Source organism: Peribacillus sp. NPDC096447 (assembly GCF_044762725.1).
GTDB lineage: Bacteria > Bacillota > Bacilli > Bacillales > DSM-1321 > Peribacillus.
The window spans coordinates 1-19,110 of sequence record NZ_JBIWEV010000014.1 but is presented as its reverse complement, the minus strand read 5'-3'; the positions used below and the strand labels follow the sequence as shown (position 1 = coordinate 19,110).

At 40.7% G+C, this 19,110-nt stretch carries 22 protein-coding genes and 1 rRNA gene; 1 reads left to right on the top strand and 22 read right to left on the bottom strand.

Annotation, left to right across the window (positions count from 1 at the left end; all coding sequences use genetic code 11):
- Positions 1-6: 6 nt before the first annotated feature.
- The 10 genes from purR to metG all read right to left on the bottom strand — a co-directional run bounded on the left by purR (position 7) and on the right by metG (position 10,105).
- Positions 7-831, bottom strand: a complete 825-nt coding sequence (gene purR / locus ACIQZD_RS25060) for a pur operon repressor (RefSeq protein WP_076372944.1) — start codon at positions 829-831, stop codon at positions 7-9.
- A gap of 61 nt (positions 832-892) precedes the next feature.
- Positions 893-1,762, bottom strand: coding sequence for a 4-(cytidine 5'-diphospho)-2-C-methyl-D-erythritol kinase (gene ispE / locus ACIQZD_RS25055; RefSeq protein WP_101225906.1), 870 nt, complete (start codon positions 1,760-1,762; stop codon positions 893-895).
- A gap of 322 nt (positions 1,763-2,084) precedes the next feature.
- A complete protein-coding gene (locus ACIQZD_RS25050) occupies positions 2,085-2,261 on the bottom strand; it encodes a small, acid-soluble spore protein, alpha/beta type (protein ID WP_101225905.1) in 177 nt (58 codons plus the stop codon).
- Positions 2,262-2,412: 151 nt separating this feature from the next.
- A complete protein-coding gene (veg, locus tag ACIQZD_RS25045) occupies positions 2,413-2,664 on the bottom strand; it encodes a biofilm formation stimulator Veg (protein WP_061440325.1) in 252 nt (83 codons plus the stop codon).
- Between the two features lie 313 nt (positions 2,665-2,977).
- Positions 2,978-3,856: a sporulation peptidase YabG gene (gene yabG / locus ACIQZD_RS25040; protein WP_402907329.1), complete on the bottom strand. Its 879-nt coding sequence runs from the start codon at positions 3,854-3,856 to the stop codon at positions 2,978-2,980.
- A gap of 200 nt (positions 3,857-4,056) precedes the next feature.
- Positions 4,057-4,935: a 16S rRNA (adenine(1518)-N(6)/adenine(1519)-N(6))-dimethyltransferase RsmA gene (gene rsmA, locus ACIQZD_RS25035; protein WP_402907326.1), complete on the bottom strand. Its 879-nt coding sequence runs from the start codon at positions 4,933-4,935 to the stop codon at positions 4,057-4,059.
- On the bottom strand, positions 4,928-5,491 hold the full coding sequence (rnmV, locus tag ACIQZD_RS25030; protein WP_402907323.1) for a ribonuclease M5: 564 nt from the start codon (positions 5,489-5,491) through the stop codon (positions 4,928-4,930). Before rnmV ends, rsmA begins: the two co-directional genes overlap by 8 nt.
- 252 nt (positions 5,492-5,743) lie before the next feature.
- Positions 5,744-6,898: a ubiquitin-like domain-containing protein gene (locus ACIQZD_RS25025; protein ID WP_402907320.1), complete on the bottom strand. Its 1,155-nt coding sequence runs from the start codon at positions 6,896-6,898 to the stop codon at positions 5,744-5,746.
- A 268-nt stretch (positions 6,899-7,166) separates the two neighbouring features.
- A complete protein-coding gene (locus ACIQZD_RS25020; RefSeq protein ID WP_305162162.1) occupies positions 7,167-7,934 on the bottom strand; it encodes a TatD family hydrolase in 768 nt (255 codons plus the stop codon).
- Positions 7,935-8,143: 209 nt separating this feature from the next.
- Positions 8,144-10,105, bottom strand: a complete 1,962-nt coding sequence (gene metG / locus ACIQZD_RS25015; RefSeq protein ID WP_402907317.1) for a methionine--tRNA ligase — start codon at positions 10,103-10,105, stop codon at positions 8,144-8,146.
- A gap of 610 nt (positions 10,106-10,715) precedes the next feature.
- Between metG and ACIQZD_RS25010 the strand changes: the two genes are divergently transcribed.
- Entirely contained in the window at positions 10,716-11,000 is a 285-nt protein-coding gene (locus ACIQZD_RS25010; RefSeq protein WP_048689982.1) for a transition state genes transcriptional regulator AbrB, read from the top strand.
- Between the two features lie 45 nt (positions 11,001-11,045).
- Here the strand turns inward: ACIQZD_RS25010 and rsmI are convergent, their stop codons facing one another.
- The 12 genes from rsmI to rrf all read right to left on the bottom strand — a co-directional run.
- Complete coding sequence (rsmI, locus tag ACIQZD_RS25005) at positions 11,046-11,930, bottom strand: 16S rRNA (cytidine(1402)-2'-O)-methyltransferase (RefSeq protein WP_402907314.1); 885 nt, start codon at positions 11,928-11,930, stop codon at positions 11,046-11,048.
- 1 nt (position 11,931) lies between these two features.
- Positions 11,932-12,192 carry a GIY-YIG nuclease family protein gene (locus ACIQZD_RS25000; RefSeq protein ID WP_101225897.1) on the bottom strand — a complete coding sequence of 87 codons (261 nt, stop codon included), beginning with the start codon at positions 12,190-12,192 and terminating at the stop codon, positions 11,932-11,934.
- The gene (locus ACIQZD_RS24995; protein WP_402907311.1) at positions 12,179-12,922 is read right to left on the bottom strand and encodes a tRNA1(Val) (adenine(37)-N6)-methyltransferase; all 744 of its coding nucleotides are present in this window, start codon (positions 12,920-12,922) and stop codon (positions 12,179-12,181) included. Before ACIQZD_RS24995 ends, ACIQZD_RS25000 begins: the two co-directional genes overlap by 14 nt.
- 178 nt (positions 12,923-13,100) lie before the next feature.
- Positions 13,101-13,439 carry a DNA replication initiation control protein YabA gene (gene yabA / locus ACIQZD_RS24990; protein WP_269467095.1) on the bottom strand — a complete coding sequence of 113 codons (339 nt, stop codon included), beginning with the start codon at positions 13,437-13,439 and terminating at the stop codon, positions 13,101-13,103.
- A 50-nt stretch (positions 13,440-13,489) separates the two neighbouring features.
- Positions 13,490-14,320, bottom strand: a complete 831-nt coding sequence (locus ACIQZD_RS24985; protein WP_241594416.1) for a PSP1 domain-containing protein — start codon at positions 14,318-14,320, stop codon at positions 13,490-13,492.
- A 1-nt stretch (position 14,321) separates the two neighbouring features.
- Positions 14,322-15,320 carry a DNA polymerase III subunit delta' gene (gene holB, locus ACIQZD_RS24980; protein ID WP_402907307.1) on the bottom strand — a complete coding sequence of 333 codons (999 nt, stop codon included), beginning with the start codon at positions 15,318-15,320 and terminating at the stop codon, positions 14,322-14,324.
- A gap of 14 nt (positions 15,321-15,334) precedes the next feature.
- On the bottom strand, positions 15,335-15,775 hold the full coding sequence (locus tag ACIQZD_RS24975) for a YaaR family protein (RefSeq protein ID WP_402907304.1): 441 nt from the start codon (positions 15,773-15,775) through the stop codon (positions 15,335-15,337).
- Between the two features lie 24 nt (positions 15,776-15,799).
- A complete protein-coding gene (locus ACIQZD_RS24970) occupies positions 15,800-16,129 on the bottom strand; it encodes a cyclic-di-AMP receptor (protein ID WP_034316369.1) in 330 nt (109 codons plus the stop codon).
- A gap of 101 nt (positions 16,130-16,230) precedes the next feature.
- Positions 16,231-16,872 (bottom strand): dTMP kinase, encoded by a 642-nt coding sequence (gene tmk, locus ACIQZD_RS24965; RefSeq protein WP_402907300.1) that lies wholly within the window; start codon positions 16,870-16,872, stop codon positions 16,231-16,233.
- Between the two features lie 39 nt (positions 16,873-16,911).
- On the bottom strand, positions 16,912-18,366 hold the full coding sequence (locus tag ACIQZD_RS24960; protein ID WP_402907297.1) for an aminotransferase class I/II-fold pyridoxal phosphate-dependent enzyme: 1,455 nt from the start codon (positions 18,364-18,366) through the stop codon (positions 16,912-16,914).
- A gap of 226 nt (positions 18,367-18,592) precedes the next feature.
- Positions 18,593-18,811 (bottom strand): sigma factor G inhibitor Gin, encoded by a 219-nt coding sequence (locus ACIQZD_RS24955; protein WP_241594411.1) that lies wholly within the window; start codon positions 18,809-18,811, stop codon positions 18,593-18,595.
- Between the two features lie 209 nt (positions 18,812-19,020).
- A 5S ribosomal RNA gene (gene rrf / locus ACIQZD_RS24950) occupies positions 19,021-19,110 on the bottom strand; the annotation flags it as partial.

The following is a 19,110-nucleotide window of genomic DNA, read 5'->3' as shown; positions in this document are numbered from 1 at the left end:
TTCCCCCTATTCCTTTTTCGTAAAATAATTCCCACGGCTTACATTGATTTTCTTGTCTCTTTCAACCACCTGCGTCAACTTGATTAAAGAAACATAGTCCTCGACAAGGCACTCCTCCGTATGTTCGGATTCGACCAGCACCGCTATTCCGGCAACTGTTGCCTTAAATTCATCCAATAGGCTGATCATGCCATTAACGGTACCCCCAGCCTTCATGAAATCATCTACAATCAATACATTTGAACCCTCAACCAAGCTTCTCTTAGAAAGTACCATAGTCTGGATCCTCTTTGAAGAGCCTGAAACATAATTGATGCTCACTGTGGAACCTTCCGTTACTTTATTATTCCTACTTACAATTACAACTGGAACATTCAAATAATTTGCCACGGCGTATGCTAATGATATCCCTTTGGTTGCCATTGTCATGATGACCGAGATGTTTTTCTTGGCATACATTGAAGCGATTATCCTTCCAACCTTATTCACGGTTTGCGGATGTCCTAATATGTCTGTCATATATAGATAACCGCCAGGAAGCAACCTTTCTGGACTAGCGATCGTATCGCATAATCCGTCAATGAAGGCATTGGCTTCTTCTTCCTTGATGGAAACAATATATTTAACTCCACCGGCCGCACCTGGAACGGTTGTTAAAGATCCTATCCCGCGTTGTTCAAAGGTATCTTTGATGATTGTCAAATCTTCACTGATCGAGGACTTTGCCGAACTATATCTTTCAGCAAAATAAGTCAGCGAAACAAGTTCCCCCGGATGTTCTAATAAATAATTGGTCATATCGACTAGCCTCTCGCTGCGACGAAATTTCATTGAGACACCCCCTTTGTGAATTCCGAATATTATATAGCAACTATACCACTAATGTACGTTTCTATTCAAGATTGTTTCGATCACCCAGTAAACGGACCGCATAGACTTGATCACAAAATCCGCGAAGTCCATTATAAATTCTTTGCATGCGCGAATCATGTTCCACCAAACCAAAAACGGTCGGACCACTTCCGCTCATCAAGACCGAATCTGCTCCAAATGTCTTCATTTGATCTTTAATGTTCGCAACCTCTGGGTATAACTGCAATGTCACCTGTTCCAGAACATTGCCCAACCCCTCGCATACATCGTGATAATTGTTTTCCATAATAGCCGTAATCATTCCAGGTACATCCGGATGCTCCATTTTTGAAGTTTGGAGCCTTTTGTATATATCCGCTGTCGAAACGCCAATCGTCGGTTTGGCCAAGATGACCCAGCATTTTGGCGGTGCAGGAAGATGCGTGATTTTTTCCCCGCGCCCTCTGGCCAATGCCGTACCTCCGTATACACAAAATGAAACATCGGAGCCAATTTCAGCTCCTATTTCCGCAAGTTCATCCATGGAAAGACCTAGCTTCCACAGTCTATTTAAGCCTCTCAATGTAGCTGCGGCATCACTGCTTCCACCAGCAAGCCCTGCGGCTACAGGTATATTTTTCTCTATAGTTATAGAAACACCTTTATTGATTCCAAAACGTTCCTTTAGAATAAATGCGGCTTGATAAGCTAAATTCCGATGATCATCCGGAACAAATCGATTATGGGATAGAATTTGGATATGATTTCCCTTTATTTCCTTTAGTTCAATTCTATCGGCAAGGTCGACTGTCGTCATGATCATTTCCACCTCATGATACCCATCAGGCCGTTTGAAAAGCACATCCAAAGCCAAATTAATTTTAGCCGGGGCTTTTTCCATAAGCTTCAATATGTCCACCTACTTTAACGTTCTTAAAAGTTCTTGTCCTATTCTATCATATTTGTTTATATTCTAAAGGTTTTTTCATCGTAATTTCAATGTAATGAAGCTAAGATTGGCCTTTAGAGTGGAATGGACACATGTAGGCACATGGGAGAGCAGCCACTTCCTGAATCCCAAAAGACTTGCTACATATCCAAATAGCAATTACCGATACATAAAAAAACCAGACTCCTTAACTACAATGTAAGCAAAAATGAATAGAGCTATACATTGCATAAAGAGTCCGGCTACTTTCAACATGACGGCATGATACAATTAAGTGTTTATCTTACTCCTTGTTCACCAATTGACGTTGTGCTTTTTCGATAGCAAGTTTTACCATGTTCCCTGCGTCCCTGGCCCGGATTCCTCCCCAGCCTTCTTTCTGGACAACATCGTAAAATCCAAGTTCTTTAGCCAATTCCTCTTTAAGACCATTTGACATAATCCCTTTTTTCCTGCTCAAGCGAAGCAACCCCTTTCACATGCCGTCACATGCCTAGTGTTTGCATCATACGCTATTTCATTACATCCTTTTTAAGCCTTTATTGGGGCTCACAGGATATTTTATACAAAACAAAAAGCAGCAAACATAGTTGTTCGCTGCCTCGTCTAAGTTAAATCTCTTGTTGTTTGTTTAAAAATGTTAGTTCTACGGTTTCCGTTAAAACATCCGCATAGCTGTAAGATACTCTTTCAAACGCATTTTCATCTTGGTCGAGCTCAATTACAAAAACAGCCGGATAAGTTTCCGCCAAAGTTCCAAATCGTTCTACAGTCTTTCTTCTTCCACCGTTTGCTTTTAAGAGCAATCTTTTACCTAGGTTTGAATCAAGTGCAGTTTTAATATCAGCTAGAGTTTTTGGCATTTTCGGTCCACCTCACTAAGTTAAGTATATCACAATTTACAAATATACGCAAACAAAATAATAAATTATATCAGCACTTAAAAATGTAGTCAATATATTTTTATCTGAAATCCGGCAAAATCGCGAACAATTTTATTATATCCTGGGAAATGAAAAATTATGTAAACGAACTATATCATTAATTATTAAACCGAATTTTCGTAGTTAAATCATTACTTAGTGACATTACCAAACAAAAAACCCGTTTTTTTGTGAGGATATCCGAATTCTTCCCCACCAAAAGCAAGCTGCATTCTTTCAAAATGCAGCTCGTTCATTCTTCCTGAAATGGCTTGAAAGGCAACCCGGTCCGTAACACCCCTTTAGTCTCAATTCCCCCCAACCCCTTCTCTCCCGTTAATGTATTCCGAAGGACATCCCATACATGAATATGATCGGAAAAAGGTGTAAAGCTTATCTTTCCGACGATATATACCGGATCAAGAGCATGTATATTAACACGGGAGGGAGAACTTGCAAAATTTGCCCCCGCTTGGATTAATGATTCAAAATGCGATTGACAAGCCCCGGCAAATATAATCAGTTGGTCTAAATGGGAAACTCTCCTTCGTGCTTCTCTAACTGTCTGTACAAAATCCTTTGAGTGACGGTAAGCATTGATATCGGACATCGGCCCTTTTGATTTTGAATAGGCATCATGACCGGTGACAACAAGGATGTCCGGCCGATAATGGTCCAACAAACCCCCGATTCTTTGGGGCATTTCCTTTTCATTGCAATAGATGCCATTGACCGGAATACCGAATTTCTGATATAGATCCATGCATTTCCTTAAGTAAGATGCATCCCCATCAACATGGAGGACCCTCCCTGGTATCTGAAAATATTCACCGCTATACCGATAGCCATTACTCGATTGATAGCCATTTTTTTGTTGTTGCAGCTCTAGATCTTGTGTTAATAAGCGGTAAGATTGTTCTTGAAGTACCTCATTCGATCTTTGTCGATCATTTCTTTCATTATCATTAATGATCATTAAATCTTGAAAAGGTGCATCTGCAATCAGTCGGATATCTTCTCCATAAAGAATAGCTTCACGCCTTCCGTCAATATCACGGATATCGATTACCCGGAACAACACGTCGCATTTATAAGAAACCCGACCGACAATATCGTTTATTTGAATATTCATGGCCCCACCCCATGAGAAGACTTATTTTCAGCCCGCCCTAGTTTATTTTCATTCTTAAGTTATGCGAACCATTCTTGAATGGTGAAAGGTTGGGATTGATTACATTTTTGGGTACGTCCATCATGGTATGCCGATATCAAAATAAAAAAAGCCGGAAGCTGGGAGTGACCCCCATTCCGACTTTAATCTTTACATTATCTTTATTTGAAATTCGGCAATAACGCATCACTTAAGCGGCCAAATTCTTTGATGCTCAGTGTTTCTCCTCGTCTGGAAGGATCAACTTCTGCGGCTTCGAGAGCGGCAAGTATGAGTTCTTTTTTCGACTTACCATCCGGCAGCTGACTGGTTAAGTTATTTAATATCGTTTTCCGGCGCTGTGCAAAGCTCGCCCGGGTCACAGTGAAGAAGAAATCCTCATCCAGGACCTCAACGATTGGCTTATCGCGCAAGGTAAGGCGGATTACAGCTGAATCAACATTAGGCTGAGGCATGAATACCGTTTTGGGTACGATCATCACTGTTTCGGCTTCGGTATAATATTGAATCGCAATGGATAAAGAACCATATTCCTTTGTCCCAGGTTTTGCGGCAATTCGATCAGCCACTTCCTTTTGCAGCATGCACACGATGCCTCTAATGGGCAGGTCCTCGGACAATAGCTTTAAAATGATCGGCGTCGTGACATAGTATGGCAGATTTGCAACAACCATCAGGTCCGAGAAGCCCGCGAATTCCTCCTCGATTACCTTCTTGACATCAGCCTTGAGAACATCCCCGTGAATGATGTTTACATTGTTATAGGGAGACAGTGTATCCGATAAGATGGGCAGTAGACGCTGATCAATCTCAAAGGCCGCAACCTTTTTGCTGCTTTTCGCTAGTTGTTCCGTCAATGCCCCGATTCCCGGCCCAATTTCGATGGCGCCGCTTTCCTCTGTCAAATTGGCATGTTCGACAATACGTTTCAAGATATTCGTATCGATTAAAAAGTTTTGTCCTAAGCTCTTTTTAAAGGAGAATCCGTATTTCTTTAATATTTCTTTCGTTCTGACAGGGGTTGCAATATCCTTATTCATTATTTTCCTCCTGAATTATCTGTACCATCGCTTTCTCAAAAGCATCAGTTGATATTTGGAACATTTTTAGTCTCTTATATAACTGTTTACCATTGGTAAACCCGATTTTCAAAATAGATCCAAGTTTTTCCCTTCGTTCCTTGGCACCGGGCCCCCCGATTAAACCTGCATCTATTAAATCCTGCTGTGAAATCTCTTCTGAAGCCTCTTCATCCATTAATTGGACATCCTTTAAAGCATTACGAATCGCCTCAGGAGAAGCATGTTCCACACCAATTCCTCTACCTGACTTAGGAAGGGCTTCCTCCTTCGTTAAAAAGGCGTGTTTACAGCCTTTTACTTGTTCTGAAATGATGTTCCTGATTTTTTGACCAGGAAAATCAGGGTCTGTGAAAATGATGGCTCCACGCGTCTTTTGTGCAAGCCTCACCTGCTCGATACAGGACTCATTCACCGCGGAACCGTTGGTTTCTATTGTATCAGCATTAACAGCCCTTTTTATCGCTACCGTATCGTCTTTTCCTTCTACAACAATAATTTCTTTAATCTTTTTCATGGTTTCCTCCATACAGAAAAGCGCAAGCGCTTTGATTAGCTCTTGGATAAACGTAACCGGTCCCCCGTAAAATTTTTCTGGATAGAGAATCCAGTCAAGATCATTTATGAAAGTTTACACACATAAATTGAAATCTTATGGAATAGTGAGACGTCTATCTTATTAAAACAGTTTTACATAGGGTTTTTCAACAAGTGGAAAATAAAACGCAAAAAACAGGAGACGAATTCATCTCCTGCGAGAGAAACCTTATTAGTCCAATACGCGAACCTTTACTCTCTTTACACCCCAACGATAGGCATCATTTTTTGAGGAAAAGAAGACATCAATCCTATTTCCCTTTATTGCTCCGCCTTTATCGGCAGCTACAGCATAGCCGTATCCCTCTACATATACTTTCGACCCCATAGGAATTACGCTCGGGTCGACAGCAATGATCTTCGCACCCGGATTACTCTTAAGGTCTACGCCTGTAGACGTGACACCGGAACAGCCCTTACAACTGGCAGTATAAGCTGTTGATGATACGTATATTTCTTTTCCGCTTGAAGAACTAACGTTAGTTACTCCGCGTGATGCCTGGGCAACTGTCGTTCGAGTTCCGACCGTTACAACTTTATCCTGCTTTTTATTAACTACTTTTTCTGAAAGTAATTCTCTTTTGACCTCTTTGCCATTTTCCTTAACAACTTCATATTTCTTGGAAATGAGTCCGTCTTTTCCTTCTTTGACAATTTTCTCTTTCCCTTTTGATAAAGAGTCATCTTTTTTTGTTATGACAGCAAAGTCAACTGGTTCTTCCACTACATCGGTGACTTTTTCAATTCGAACTACGTTTACCGTATTCTCAGCTTCAACTTTTTCGGTTAAATCTGGTTCAACTCGATCCAAATCATTGAGTTTTACTCCTTGTTGCTTTAAAAAGTCAGCGACAGTAGTCGAAGTTGACCATACCTGCTTTTCGTCTCCACCTACCACTAATTTCAGTGAAAAGGCTTTGTCTATGGCAACTTCCATATTCGCTTTCAGCTTCGTATTTTTTGAAGGGGTGATCTTATCCTGTTCCTTCACACTAAGATCTTGATCTTTTAAAAGTTCATCTACCGTTTCGGCAGTGGACCAGACCTCCTCCGTCTTACCATCCTGTACCATGACGATTTTTTGTGCAGGCTTCCAAACCACCTCTAAATCATCATCAACCTTCGTGGCTCTTGATGGATGGACATAGTCTGCGGCTTGAACGGTAATCTCTAAATCTTCCAACATATCATTTACAGTAGCCGCGTGTGTACGCACTACCTCTTTTTTCCCGTCTAGCATGATTGTTACTGTATCCTTTGTACCTTGATATATTAATATTCCCAATGCTGTAGAAACAAGAATAGCACTGCAAATGGCAATTGCCATTCTCTTCTTCCCAAAAGGTTTGGGAATAAGGTTTTTCATAGTTTTTAATAGAATGAAAAACTCCTCCTTCCTCCCGGTGATTATATAGACTTAGTTATCAAGCTGTCAACCCATTCACTTCTCATTCAGGAAATTACTACCTATTATGGATATTCCATATTGAAAAGGAAAGGGCGACTTCTCGACATAATAAGAGCGAGATTTGTAGAAACTTTAAAAAAATGCGATTTTAGCTAGCGAAGCCCGGAAGATATTGTAAAATAAAATGTCAGTTAATGCCGAATAATTTCTTGGCATTTTCAGTTGTTGCCTGGGAAACTTCCTCTATTGTGAGTTGTTTGATTTCTGCAATTTGTTCAGCAACGAGCTTCACATACGAAGGTTCATTACGCTTCCCTCTATAAGGATGGGGAGCCAAATATGGACAATCGGTCTCTATCAGTAAACGGTCTAAAGGCACGGCTGCTGCCACTTCCTTTGGTTTTTTTGCATTCTTGAAGGTCACAGGGCCACCCAATGAAATATAAAAATTCATATTAATGCATTCCAAAGCCGTTTCCGCACTTCCGCTAAAGCAATGCATGATGCCTCCAACCCTTGATGCCTCTTCTTCCTTGAGAATATTCACGATATCCGCGGTCGCTTCCCGATTATGGATGATAATGGGCAGCCCCACCTTTTTTGCCAATCGGATTTGCTTCCTGAACACCTCCATTTGAACATCTTTCGGTGATTTATCCCAATGATAATCCAGGCCCATCTCACCAATGGCCACAACCTTTGGATGGTTAGATAATTCCTCGATCCATTGTAAGTCCTCTTCTGTCATATCTATAGCATCGACAGGATGCCAGCCGACTGCGGCATACATGAAATCATAAGCTTCTATCAATTCCATTGCCCTTTTAATAGTAGGCCGGTCAAAACCAACAACTACCATATTATTGACTCCTGCTTCCTTAGCTCTTTCTATTACGTCTTCGAGATCCTCGTTGAATTGTTCCGCATTAACATGTACATGTGTATCAAATAGCATTATTTTTCTTCCTTTCTAGCACTATTTTATAAAAAAATGAAAGTTTTATGTTTCACATTTAGGTAACAAACAGATTACAAAGGACTTTATATGCCCAACAAATAAATCCAGCACCAAAAACAAAACCTGTATAAAAGTACTTTTTCCAAAAGCATAAAGAAAAAAACATAAAAATGTTTCATATGAAACACCTTTATGTTTTCATCGGTTTATTTCACCTTTGAACCATTTGGAATCGATGAATCTATTGTAGCGACTGAGAGTACACCATCTTGGCTTCCCGCCAAAATCATTCCTTGCGAGAGCTCGCCACGAAGTTTAACAGGTTTCAAATTCGTTACGCATATCACTTTTTTGCCCACTAAATCTTCGGGTTTATAATGCTGTGCAATGCCTGAAACGACTTGCCGTTTCTCATAGCCCAAATCAAGCTGAAGTTTAAGAAGCTTATCCGCCTTCTTTACAGGTTCAACTTCCATGACCTGAGCAACACGAAGCTCCACTTTTGTAAAGTCATCAATAGTGATCTCATCAACCTCGGGAATCGCCACTTCCACTTTTTCCTCGGCCTTAGGTGCATCACCCTGCATTTGTTCTTTAATATATAAAACTTCCTCTTCCATATCCAAACGAGGGAAGATCGGGTCTCCCTTCAAGACTTTTGTTTCAGCAGGAATTTGACCGAACTCCGCTAAACTGTCCCAGGATTTCAACACATCATCTTTGATGCTAAGCTGTGCAAAGATTTTTTCCGGTGTTTGCGTCAAGAACGGTTTCAAAAGGATTGCCGTCCTGCGTAATGATTCCGCCAAATGAACCATGACACTAGCTAGGTCTGCCTTCCTTGATTCATCTTTAGCAAGAGTCCATGGCTGGGTTTCATCAATGAATTTGTTAGTTCTGCTCACGAGTTGCCAAATGGATGTTAGTGCAACTGAAAATTCCATGTTTTCCATTGCTTCCTCATACTTGCCTACCGTATCTTGATTCATTTCAAGCAAAGCCTTTTCGAATTCACCATTGGATCCATCGTAATTTGGAATTACGCCATCAAAATACTTATTGACCATTGCAACTGTTCGATTTAATAAATTCCCTAAATCATTTGCCAGGTCAAAATTAATCCGTTCAACAAACCCTTCCGGTGTAAATACTCCATCAGAACCAAATGGAACTTCACGCAATAAATAGTAGCGTAAAGAATCCAAACCGTAACGATCAATCAATGTAACGGGATCCACTACATTCCCTTTTGATTTGGACATTTTACCATCTTTCATGAGAAGCCATCCGTGGGCAAAGACTTTCTTTGGAAGCGGCACATCAAGAGCCATTAACATGATTGGCCAATAGATCGTATGGAAACGCACAATTTCCTTTCCGACCAGATGTACATCGGCCGGCCAATAATTCAAGTATTTAGAATCATTATCCGTTCCGTACCCTAATGCCGTTATATAATTGGTCAAAGCATCTATCCAGACATATATAACATGCTTTGGATCTCCCGGCACCTTGATGCCCCAATCGAAAGTAGTACGTGAAACGGCCAGATCTTCCAATCCAGGCTTGATGAAGTTATTGATCATTTCATTTTTGCGGGATTCCGGTTGAATGAAATCCGGGTTTTCCTCATAAAACTTCAGTAACCGATCCGCATATTTACTCATCTTAAAGAAATAAGATTCCTCTTTCACCTTCTCAACAGGCCTGCCGCAATCAGGACAGTTTCCATTGCTTTCTTCCACCTGACGTTCCGTGAAGAAAGATTCGCAAGGTGTACAATATAGCCCTTCATATTGGTCCAAGTATATATCACCCTGATCCAATAGCCTTTTGAATATCTTGGCTACAACCTCTTTATGGCGATCTTCCGTCGTCCTGATGAAATCATCATATGAAATATCAAGCTTTTCCCAGAGCTCTTTAATCCCTGATACGATATTATCTACATATTGCTGTGGAGTGATTCCTTCCTCAGCCGCTTTACGCTGGATTTTTTGACCATGTTCATCAGTGCCTGTTAAATACATGACATCGAAGCCACGCATCCTTTTATAACGAGCCATGGCATCCCCCGCAACTGTCGTATACGCGTGCCCTATATGTAAATTACCACTCGGATAATATATGGGTGTCGTGATATAGAATGTTTTTAATTTATCTTGCACTACGTTCCCTCCTCATCTTTTGAAAAACCGGCTAAAGGACTTGCCCAAGCCATAAGAATATATTTAAGTTATTATCTCTATTTTAACGCTATATGCGACAATAATCACTAATCTAATCATCGTGTTATTAGAATTAAAAAATTATATTTAAAAATAAGTGATCTGGACGTGAACTTCCCTTATGACAGCATTACCTCTTACCTCAACAAAATATACCTAAATTTCTTTTTTTGTGCAACAACTCACATATTCGTAAACTTTTTCAGAAAATTATCCTTAATTCAGAACTTTTGTTTTGAAACTAAATTATATTTAATCATATAATAATGAAGTATGTTTTATATGCACACTTTGTCGAAATCTGGTGAAGTGAGGGGTTCTCTGTAGCCTAGCTATTTCTTTACTTTTAAAGGCATAACCGATTTTTTCTCTTTAAAAGCCTTTTTGTTACACGAAATGAGCCATGCTATTTCTTACAAAAAAATGAAAATAAATCATTGACGAATTTGGGAATGGCTGGTATTATAAATTTATAAAAAAATTTGTCGAATAATGGCGAAAAAAATAGAAATAGGGTACTATATTGTAACTGAGAGGAGAAATTATAAAAATGAAATCTACAGGTATTGTTCGTAAAGTTGATGAGTTAGGCCGGGTGGTTATTCCAATCGAACTTCGTCGTACATTGGGTATCGCCGAGAAAGACGCTCTTGAAATCTATGTTGATGATGAGCGCATCATCTTGAAAAAATACAAACCAAACATGACTTGCCAAGTTACAGGTGAAGTTTCCGATAACAACCTTACACTTGCTAATGGTAAATTGATCCTTAGTCGTGAAGGTGCAGAATTACTTATTCAAGAAATTCAACAAAACTTCACTGCTTCTAAATAAATGATATAAAAAAACTTCCGGCCTTCGGAAGTTTTTTTATGTTTATTATTCTTGTATATCAATATGATACGCTTGATATACATCCCGTTTTTGCATATTGCGATCTTTTGCGACCTGCTTGATTGCATCCTTTGACGTGAACTGCTTGGTTTCCATATAATGATTAACATGATCGACGATGTCAAGTGCCATCCACCAAGCTTCTTCAGGTTCCTCCTCCGACCATTGCCCTCCTTCTATTATTAAACAGAACTCTCCGCGAATTTCGGATTCCATCGCCCACGTCAATGCTTCACTCACAGTCCCTCGAATGAACTCTTCAAACTTCTTGGTCAATTCCCGGCATAATACTATACGACGGTCACCTAAAATTTCATGCATATGTTTCAATGTTTCTTTCAATCGATGTGGCGACTCATAAACGATCCAAGTCGACTCCATTTTTTTTAATTTTTCCAGCTCCTTCTTTTTTTCTTTTGCTCCCCGCTGTAGAAAGCCATAAAAGTAAAAGGGCTGCGGAGTCAGTCCAGATGCAATCAATGCAGTTAATGCAGCATTTGCCCCAGGCAACGGGATGACTTTAAACTGTTCGGCAATGGCTTCTTTGACCAGTTCATATCCCGGATCGGATATCGTCGGCAAGCCCGCATCACTTACCAATGCAATGACCTCTCCAGATCGAAGCCTCTCAAGCATCTGCTTCCCGCTATATTCCTTATTATGTTCATGGTAACTGACGATAGGTGTCGAAATTTCAAAGTAGTTGCATAATTTCTTCGTATTTCGCGTGTCCTCAGCAGCAATGACATCCGCTTCCTTTAAGATTCTTAAAGCCCGGAAACTCATATCCTCTAGGTTTCCTATCGGTGTAGGAACCAGATACAGAGCTGGCTCCAATCCTTCTTTTTCAAAACTCTTTTGCTGCCACATATCATGTATCCTCCTTTGCCATCCACTTTTGCTTTTGTTTTCTTGTTAATTGCTTGAATTTATATTCAGCCTGCATGGCCAATGTCTGTGTTTCGAATATTTCATGATAAATCAGTTCAACCGGGGTCCGGCCACGTGTATACTTTGCACCCCTGCCTTGATTATGAGCATCAATCCTGCGGTCCAAATTATTTGTATACCCCGCATAATAGCTGCCGTCCCTGCATTTTAAGACATAAAAATAATGCTTATTCCTCTCCATATAAAATCCTTCTGATTTCCGGATTATACTCATTCTGATCATTATAGACAACAAGCGGAGGAAGAATCTTCAAATCAGGGTTGCCGTCCTTTATCCCTTCAATAAGAATCGTATTGGCTTCTTTTGAACTCTTTGGATAAACGAATTGCAGTCGCTTCGGTTCAATTCTGTACATCCTCATGAAATGCAGGATATCCATCAGACGTCCCGGTCTATGAACGAATGCTGCTTTCCCACCTTGACGCAGCAACTGACTTGAAACACGCATGACGTCCTCTAGATTACACATTAATTCATGTCGGGCAATTGCAAAATGTTCATTTTTGTTAATTTCCTCGATAGATGGCGTCGGAAAATAAGGTGGATTGCAAGTAACGACATCATATTTGCTATACCCTATCTGTTTTGGTATTTCCTTTATATCCCCATGAATCATCTCGATCTGGGAGGATACGCCATTATAGTCCACGCTCCTCTGGGCCATGTCATATAACCGTTCTTGAATTTCAACACCGGTAATTGTCCCTTTCGTTCTTGTACTCAGCAGCAAAGGTATGACCCCATTCCCTGAGCAAAGGTCTACGATTTTCCCTTTTTGGATCGGGACATTTACAAACCTTGATAATAAAACGGCATCTAATGAAAAAGAGAACACCGACGGGCTTTGGATGATCCTTAAATTCTCAGCCAATAGATAATCCAGGCGCTCATCTCCTTTAAGTTCTACCATTGCTGTTACCCTCCTAATCATGTATGGAAAAAGCATGTTTAGGTTCCATGCTTCGACATTACTATCGTACAAAAAGGGGCCTGACTCATAGTATGCGTCAGACCCCGAATCACTATATATTGTAAACGGTCTATCTATCACGTAAAAGAGATGGAACATCTTTTTTATTATTCCATTATCACTTCTTGTTTAAAAAAGATAAACAGAACAGGCAATCTCCTTCTTTTCTTAAACTGCCAAAATGCAGATTGCAAATGTGAAAGCCTTCTTGATAGATACGGGCTAAATTATCATAGCCTTCCCCGATATCCATAACCTTGTCCGCACTTGCAGTACGGTTTTTCACTTTTTGTTTGACCTTTACTGCAGCAGGAGCAGTTTCGACTTCCACAAGGCCCAACCGATGGCGCAAATGCTCGTTCTCCAGCTTGAGCGACTGATTTTCCTCAAGGATTTCAGCTAAGTTCTGCTTCAATTCTCCAAGCTGCTTATATAATTGGCCTATCTGGGTTTCCATATTGGTCACCGACTCAAAAATATCTTTCTTATCCACGCTCTCCCACCACCTTAATAATCTGTGGCTTGAATAGAAACGGCTCCCTCTTTTAGAATCTCATCTAGAGTATACTCTAATACTCTTTCTTGCTCGATTAGTTCAATCTGAAGTACGCGTTCTAGAATATTAAGCCCCACTACCTTGCCTTTGCCACCAGGCGTATTAATCATTTCACCTAAATCAGGAAGCATTTCCTTCGCACTTTCATACTCATCATTTTCATATTTCAGACAGCACATCAATCGACCGCATAAACCTGAGATTTTTGTAGGGTTTAATGATAAATTCTGATCCTTCGCCATTTTGATGGAAACCGGTTCAAAATCCCCAAGAAATGTGGAGCAACAAAGCATTCTGCCACAAGGTCCGATGCCACCAAGCATCTTTGCCTCATCCCTAACCCCAATTTGGCGCAGTTCTATGCGAGTTCTGAATATGGCAGCTAAATCTTTGACTAAATCACGGAAATCCACGCGACCATCCGCTGTAAAATAAAACACGACTTTATTTCTGTCGAAAGTATATGACACATCAACCAGCTTCATATCCAGTTTATGCTCCACAACCTTTTGACAACATATAGAGTAAGCCTCTTCTGCAGCCGCCTTGTTCTCGTCTACAATCAGCTTATCTTTTGCATCAGCGACCCGAAGTACTTTTTTCAATGGCAGGACAACATCGTTTTCATCTACTTGTTTACGGGCTGTAACGACTTTACCGAATTCAACACCGCGGACAGTCTCCACTATTACAAAATCGTCCTTAGGAATAGTGAATTCACCCGGATCGAAGTAGTATATTTTGCCCGCCTTTTTAAAACGGACACCTACAACATCATACAAATCATGATCCCTCCTGCAAATTCAGCACAAGCTGTTCCATCAACAGCTGTGGATTCGTGTTGGACATCAGCTTCCTTTTTGCTTCCAAAATGCAACCCATATGTTCAGCAAGGCGTCTTGGGGAAAGATGAAGAGCGTGAGTTTCAAATTCCTTCAGTTTATTTTGGAATACAACGAAGTCCTTTTTGTCCAACTGAATGTATAATAAATCCTTATATATAAGAAGTAACAAATCAAGACCTCTGTCAACCTGTTCTCTTTCTTTAAAGTGTGTGGACCAATCCGTCTGAAGGTACAGCAATGCCTTCAAGGAATTGAGTTTTAACACTTCATATAATTTTACCACTATTTTTTGAGCTTGTACAAACCATTCATCATGGCTAAGCTCGATTCCAGCTTCCACATTCTGTGTTATGTGTGCGATGACCGAGGCAAGCTGTGGTTCTAACTCCTGTTCTATCAGCTTCCGTCTCACATTCTCCGGAGATAATGGTTTGAATGAAATAACTTGGCACCTAGATAATATAGTCGGTAGAATCCTCTGAAGCTGTTCGGTCATCAATATTGCTACAGTATCAGCCGAAGGTTCTTCTAAAAATTTCAATAGACTGTTGGCTGCCCCCACCGACATTTTGTCCGCATCGGCAATCATATAAACCTTTCGATCTGCCTCTACGCTTTTTTTCGAAAATTCTTCCTGCAGCCCCTTGATTTGTTCTTTCTTTATTGAGAGACCGTCTCTTTCTATCAAATGGACATCAGGATGATTCCCACTTGAAATCCGTTTGCAATTCCGACAAAGTTCGCATGGCTCATAACCTGCTGTCGGGGCTTCACATAGTAAGCTTTTGGCAAAGGCATTGCTTATCTCTTGCTTACCTGTCCCTTTTTCCCCTTCAAATAAATACGCATGAGCCACCCTGTTCTTCGTTATGCTATTTTGCAGCATCGTCATTACCTGCGGCTGAATTTCATTCATGTCCTGCCATGTTTTATCCAAAACCATCAACTCACTTAAGTATATAAATTAATCAGCAGACCTTTAATCTCGCCAATCATTTCCAATATTTCAAGCGAGCTTTTCTCTTTATTAAGAATTTCCTCGCTTAACTCAACTAATCTTGCATCTATCGTTTCCACGGTTTTCAACGGCCGGCTTTGTCCATATTCGTTCCAGCTCGTAGATTGTTTCAGTTCCAGTCCATATTCAACCGCTTCTTTAACAAACCGTTTCACCAATGCTTTATATTTTGCCAATTCCCTAAAAGTACGTGACCTTACTAAACGCTGACCCGCCCCTTCAATATCGCCTATCAAACGGTTTAATGTTTGGATTTGCATCTTTTGATCCTGTGTCTGGACCATTTGTTGAAATCTTCCATTTCCTGTTTGAAACTGTTTTGCATCCTGACGCGATTTTTCCAGCTTAATAGGGATATCATGGTTGATTTTCATAATGAACCTCCCTGAAACTAACCGTTAAAATTGTAAAAAGTTTTCAACCGGCAGAACAAAAATGGTCGCACCGCCTACTTGAATCTCCACTGGGTAAGGTACATAGGACTCGGCATTCCCGCCCATCGGTGAAACCGGTGATACTAATTGGGATCGTGACTGACAATTCTGTTTGATTATCTGAATGGCTTGGTCAACACGTTCATCCTCTGTGCCAATCATAAAAGTCGTATTACCTGATTTTAAAAACCCGCCAGTGCTGGCTAGCTTGGTCGTTCCGAAATTATTTTCCACTAATTGATTCAGCAGGCGATGACTATCCTTGTCTTGAACGACAGCAATGATCATTTTCATTCTCATCATCCTCCGGTTACTCTGAATTTTTACTAACTCCATTATATCAACTAGTCCTTGCCTGGAATAGTATTGGTTGAATAATATGGAAACCTATATATTCAGTTTCCCGCTTTCGCTAAAAAATCCAACAAGCTGGTTTTCGTTTCTTCAAGTACTTCATCTATTGTACGGCCTGCATCCACGATAATGAAACGGTCTTTCCATCTATTTATAATGAACTGATACCCCTCACAAACTTTTTTATGGAAGTCGAGGGCTTCAAGATCCAGCCGGTTCACTTCCCTTTCCCCATTGGACTGGATACGTCTTAATCCCTCTTCTGGGTCGATATCAAAAAAGAGCGTGGCATCTGGCATCATATCTCCAATTGCGAATTTATTGATATTATAAACTTCTTCTATATCCAAACCCCTTGCATGGCCCTGATAGGCTAACGAGCTGTCTATAAACCGGTCACAGAGGACAATTCCCCCTCGTTCCAACTCCGGCATGACCACTTCCACTAAATGCTGACGCCTTGCTGCTGCGTATAATAAAGCCTCTGTTCTCGGGTCCATGGCTGTATTATCTTTATTAAGGATCACTTCCCTAATCTGCTCCGAAATGGGAACTCCACCTGGCTCACGCGTTAATAGTACTTGGTAACCTTCTTGTTCCAGAGCCTTGCCAAGCATTTGGGTAATTGTTGTTTTCCCGGCACCCTCAGGCCCTTCCATTGTTATAAAAATACCACGTTTCATCGATGTACCTCCAAGGTTCTTTGTTTGTAGTATAACATTTTAACCAGTCTGCCCGCTTTCATAAACGATCAATTCTCCGTTTGAAAGGGAGGAACCGCCATGAAACCTTGATCCCATTTCTAGCAGGCTTCTCAAAATGGATATATGCTCAGGAGTAATCATTTCCCCGGACATAATCAAAGGGATGCCCGGGGGATAAGGAATGACCATCTCGGCAGATACCTCACCCACTGCTTTGTGTAATGCGACAGGTTTTGATTTACTATGCTTCATGACGGAGTATGGCATTTCAAGTCCTGTCATTGACCTTCGATCAGGCAAGCTTTCCCCAAGATTCGCTTCCTTGAATCCAATTCTGCCTTCAGTGGCACTTTTTATAGTTTGAACGATTTCATGAAAAGGAAATTCGGCACCCATTTTTAATAAGGGTAAAATCAGTAATAAATTATCACGATCAGCCAATTCCGTAAAAATGCCCTCGGCTTCACATAGCTGCTGTAACTCAAACCCGCTTAAACCATTTGTTGATTGAATGACTACTTTCAACGGGTCCGCCGCGATGCCTAGTGGCGCCTCCAGCACCCTTACTGTTTCCAGGGCACCTAATTCGCCTCTGAAATCTAATATCTTTTCAATAAGGGAACTTTTATCTTCTGATGTAAAAGCGGCTAAGTAGGCTCTGGCCAAGTCGAGTGATCCCATTATTGGGTAAGATGGACTGCTCGACTGAAGCATTTGTAAATAGAATGCTACTTGATCGACATCAACTAAGGATGAATTCACATGAAGAAATGACCCCATCGTCATGGCCGGCAGTGTTTTATGCGCAGAATGGACAACGGCATCTGCCCCTGCCAAAATGGCCGGCTTTGGAAACGGACTTCCTAACTGAAAATGAGCGCCATGTGCCTCGTCCACCAGCACCGGAATCCCCTTTTGATGTGCGAGCCTTACCATTTCCGTCAAGTCTTCACCAAGACCATAATAATTAGGATAGGTAACAATGATGGCTTTTACATCTGGATGTACACTCAAGGCTTCTTCAATTAACTTTGATCTTACACCGCCAGCAATGCCCCATTTCTCATAATAAACCGGTTGTAAAAAGATCGGTTGTACATTCGCTAACATCAATCCATGTAAAATTGATTTATGGCAGTTTCTTTGGACAAGGACCTTATCGCCTTCCCGGCAGGTAGCAAGAATCATGGCAATGTTGCCTACGGTTGACCCATTAACGAGAAAATAACTCCGCTTTACCCCATATAGGTCAGCGAGTAGTTGCTCGGACTTTAAAATGGCGCCCTCTGGAGCATGCAGGTCATCTAAACCGCTTAACTCCGTGGCATCAATACCAAGCAGGGGGTTATATAAAGCTTGGCCCTTTTTACTAAACACCCATCCATTTTTATGTCCTGGGACATGCAGGGATATTGGGCTTTTTTTATGAAATGCACTCATTGCATCGAACAATGGTGTCTGAGATTGATTCATTTTTCTCTTCCCTCACGTCATAGTATTTTTTCATTTTATCAAATAAGTTCAATTTTATCTCATATTGCGACAATAGGAAGGCGATTATGTATCCCCAAACAAGTCTGGTTGCAGGTTGAAGCGTGTTGGCAACCATTCTTCTAAAGTACCAAAAAAAGAATCAGAGACTAAAGAAACACACCATTTCTTTTTTCTCTGACTCTTTAACTTTCCACAAACTATTTTTTCATGATAATATTTCAGGATTAGTGATTTTTCTCAATTTCTTTAAGTAATATTGGTACTTGGGATCGTTCGTATCCGTCCCGATCATATCCCTTTCGCATTCCTCGCAAATAAAAGTCGTATATAGATGTATACCCATTCCTTTTATTTGTTCACAAACCGCGCATGTTTCCCCTGCCGTTGTTTTGGTTGTTGTTGTCCCCAACATCTCCACCTCCATACCTGCATTCTCCCCAAAAACCATTGTTCGCATACATTAATTTAAATAGTTTAAGAGAACCGGGGATGCTTTTAACAATGTATGATGAAGAATTTCATTACGTGTATGTCTTTATAAAAGTTTCCATAATTGATAATCCCTTTATATCCAATGATTTTTCTTAGCATTATGCAAAAAAAGACCAGCCGGATGGCTGATCTTTTAAAATGGCTTGGCGGCGTCCTACTCTCACAGGGGGAAACCCCCAACTACCATCGGCGCTGAAGAGCTTAACTGCCGTGTTCGGAATGGGAACGGGT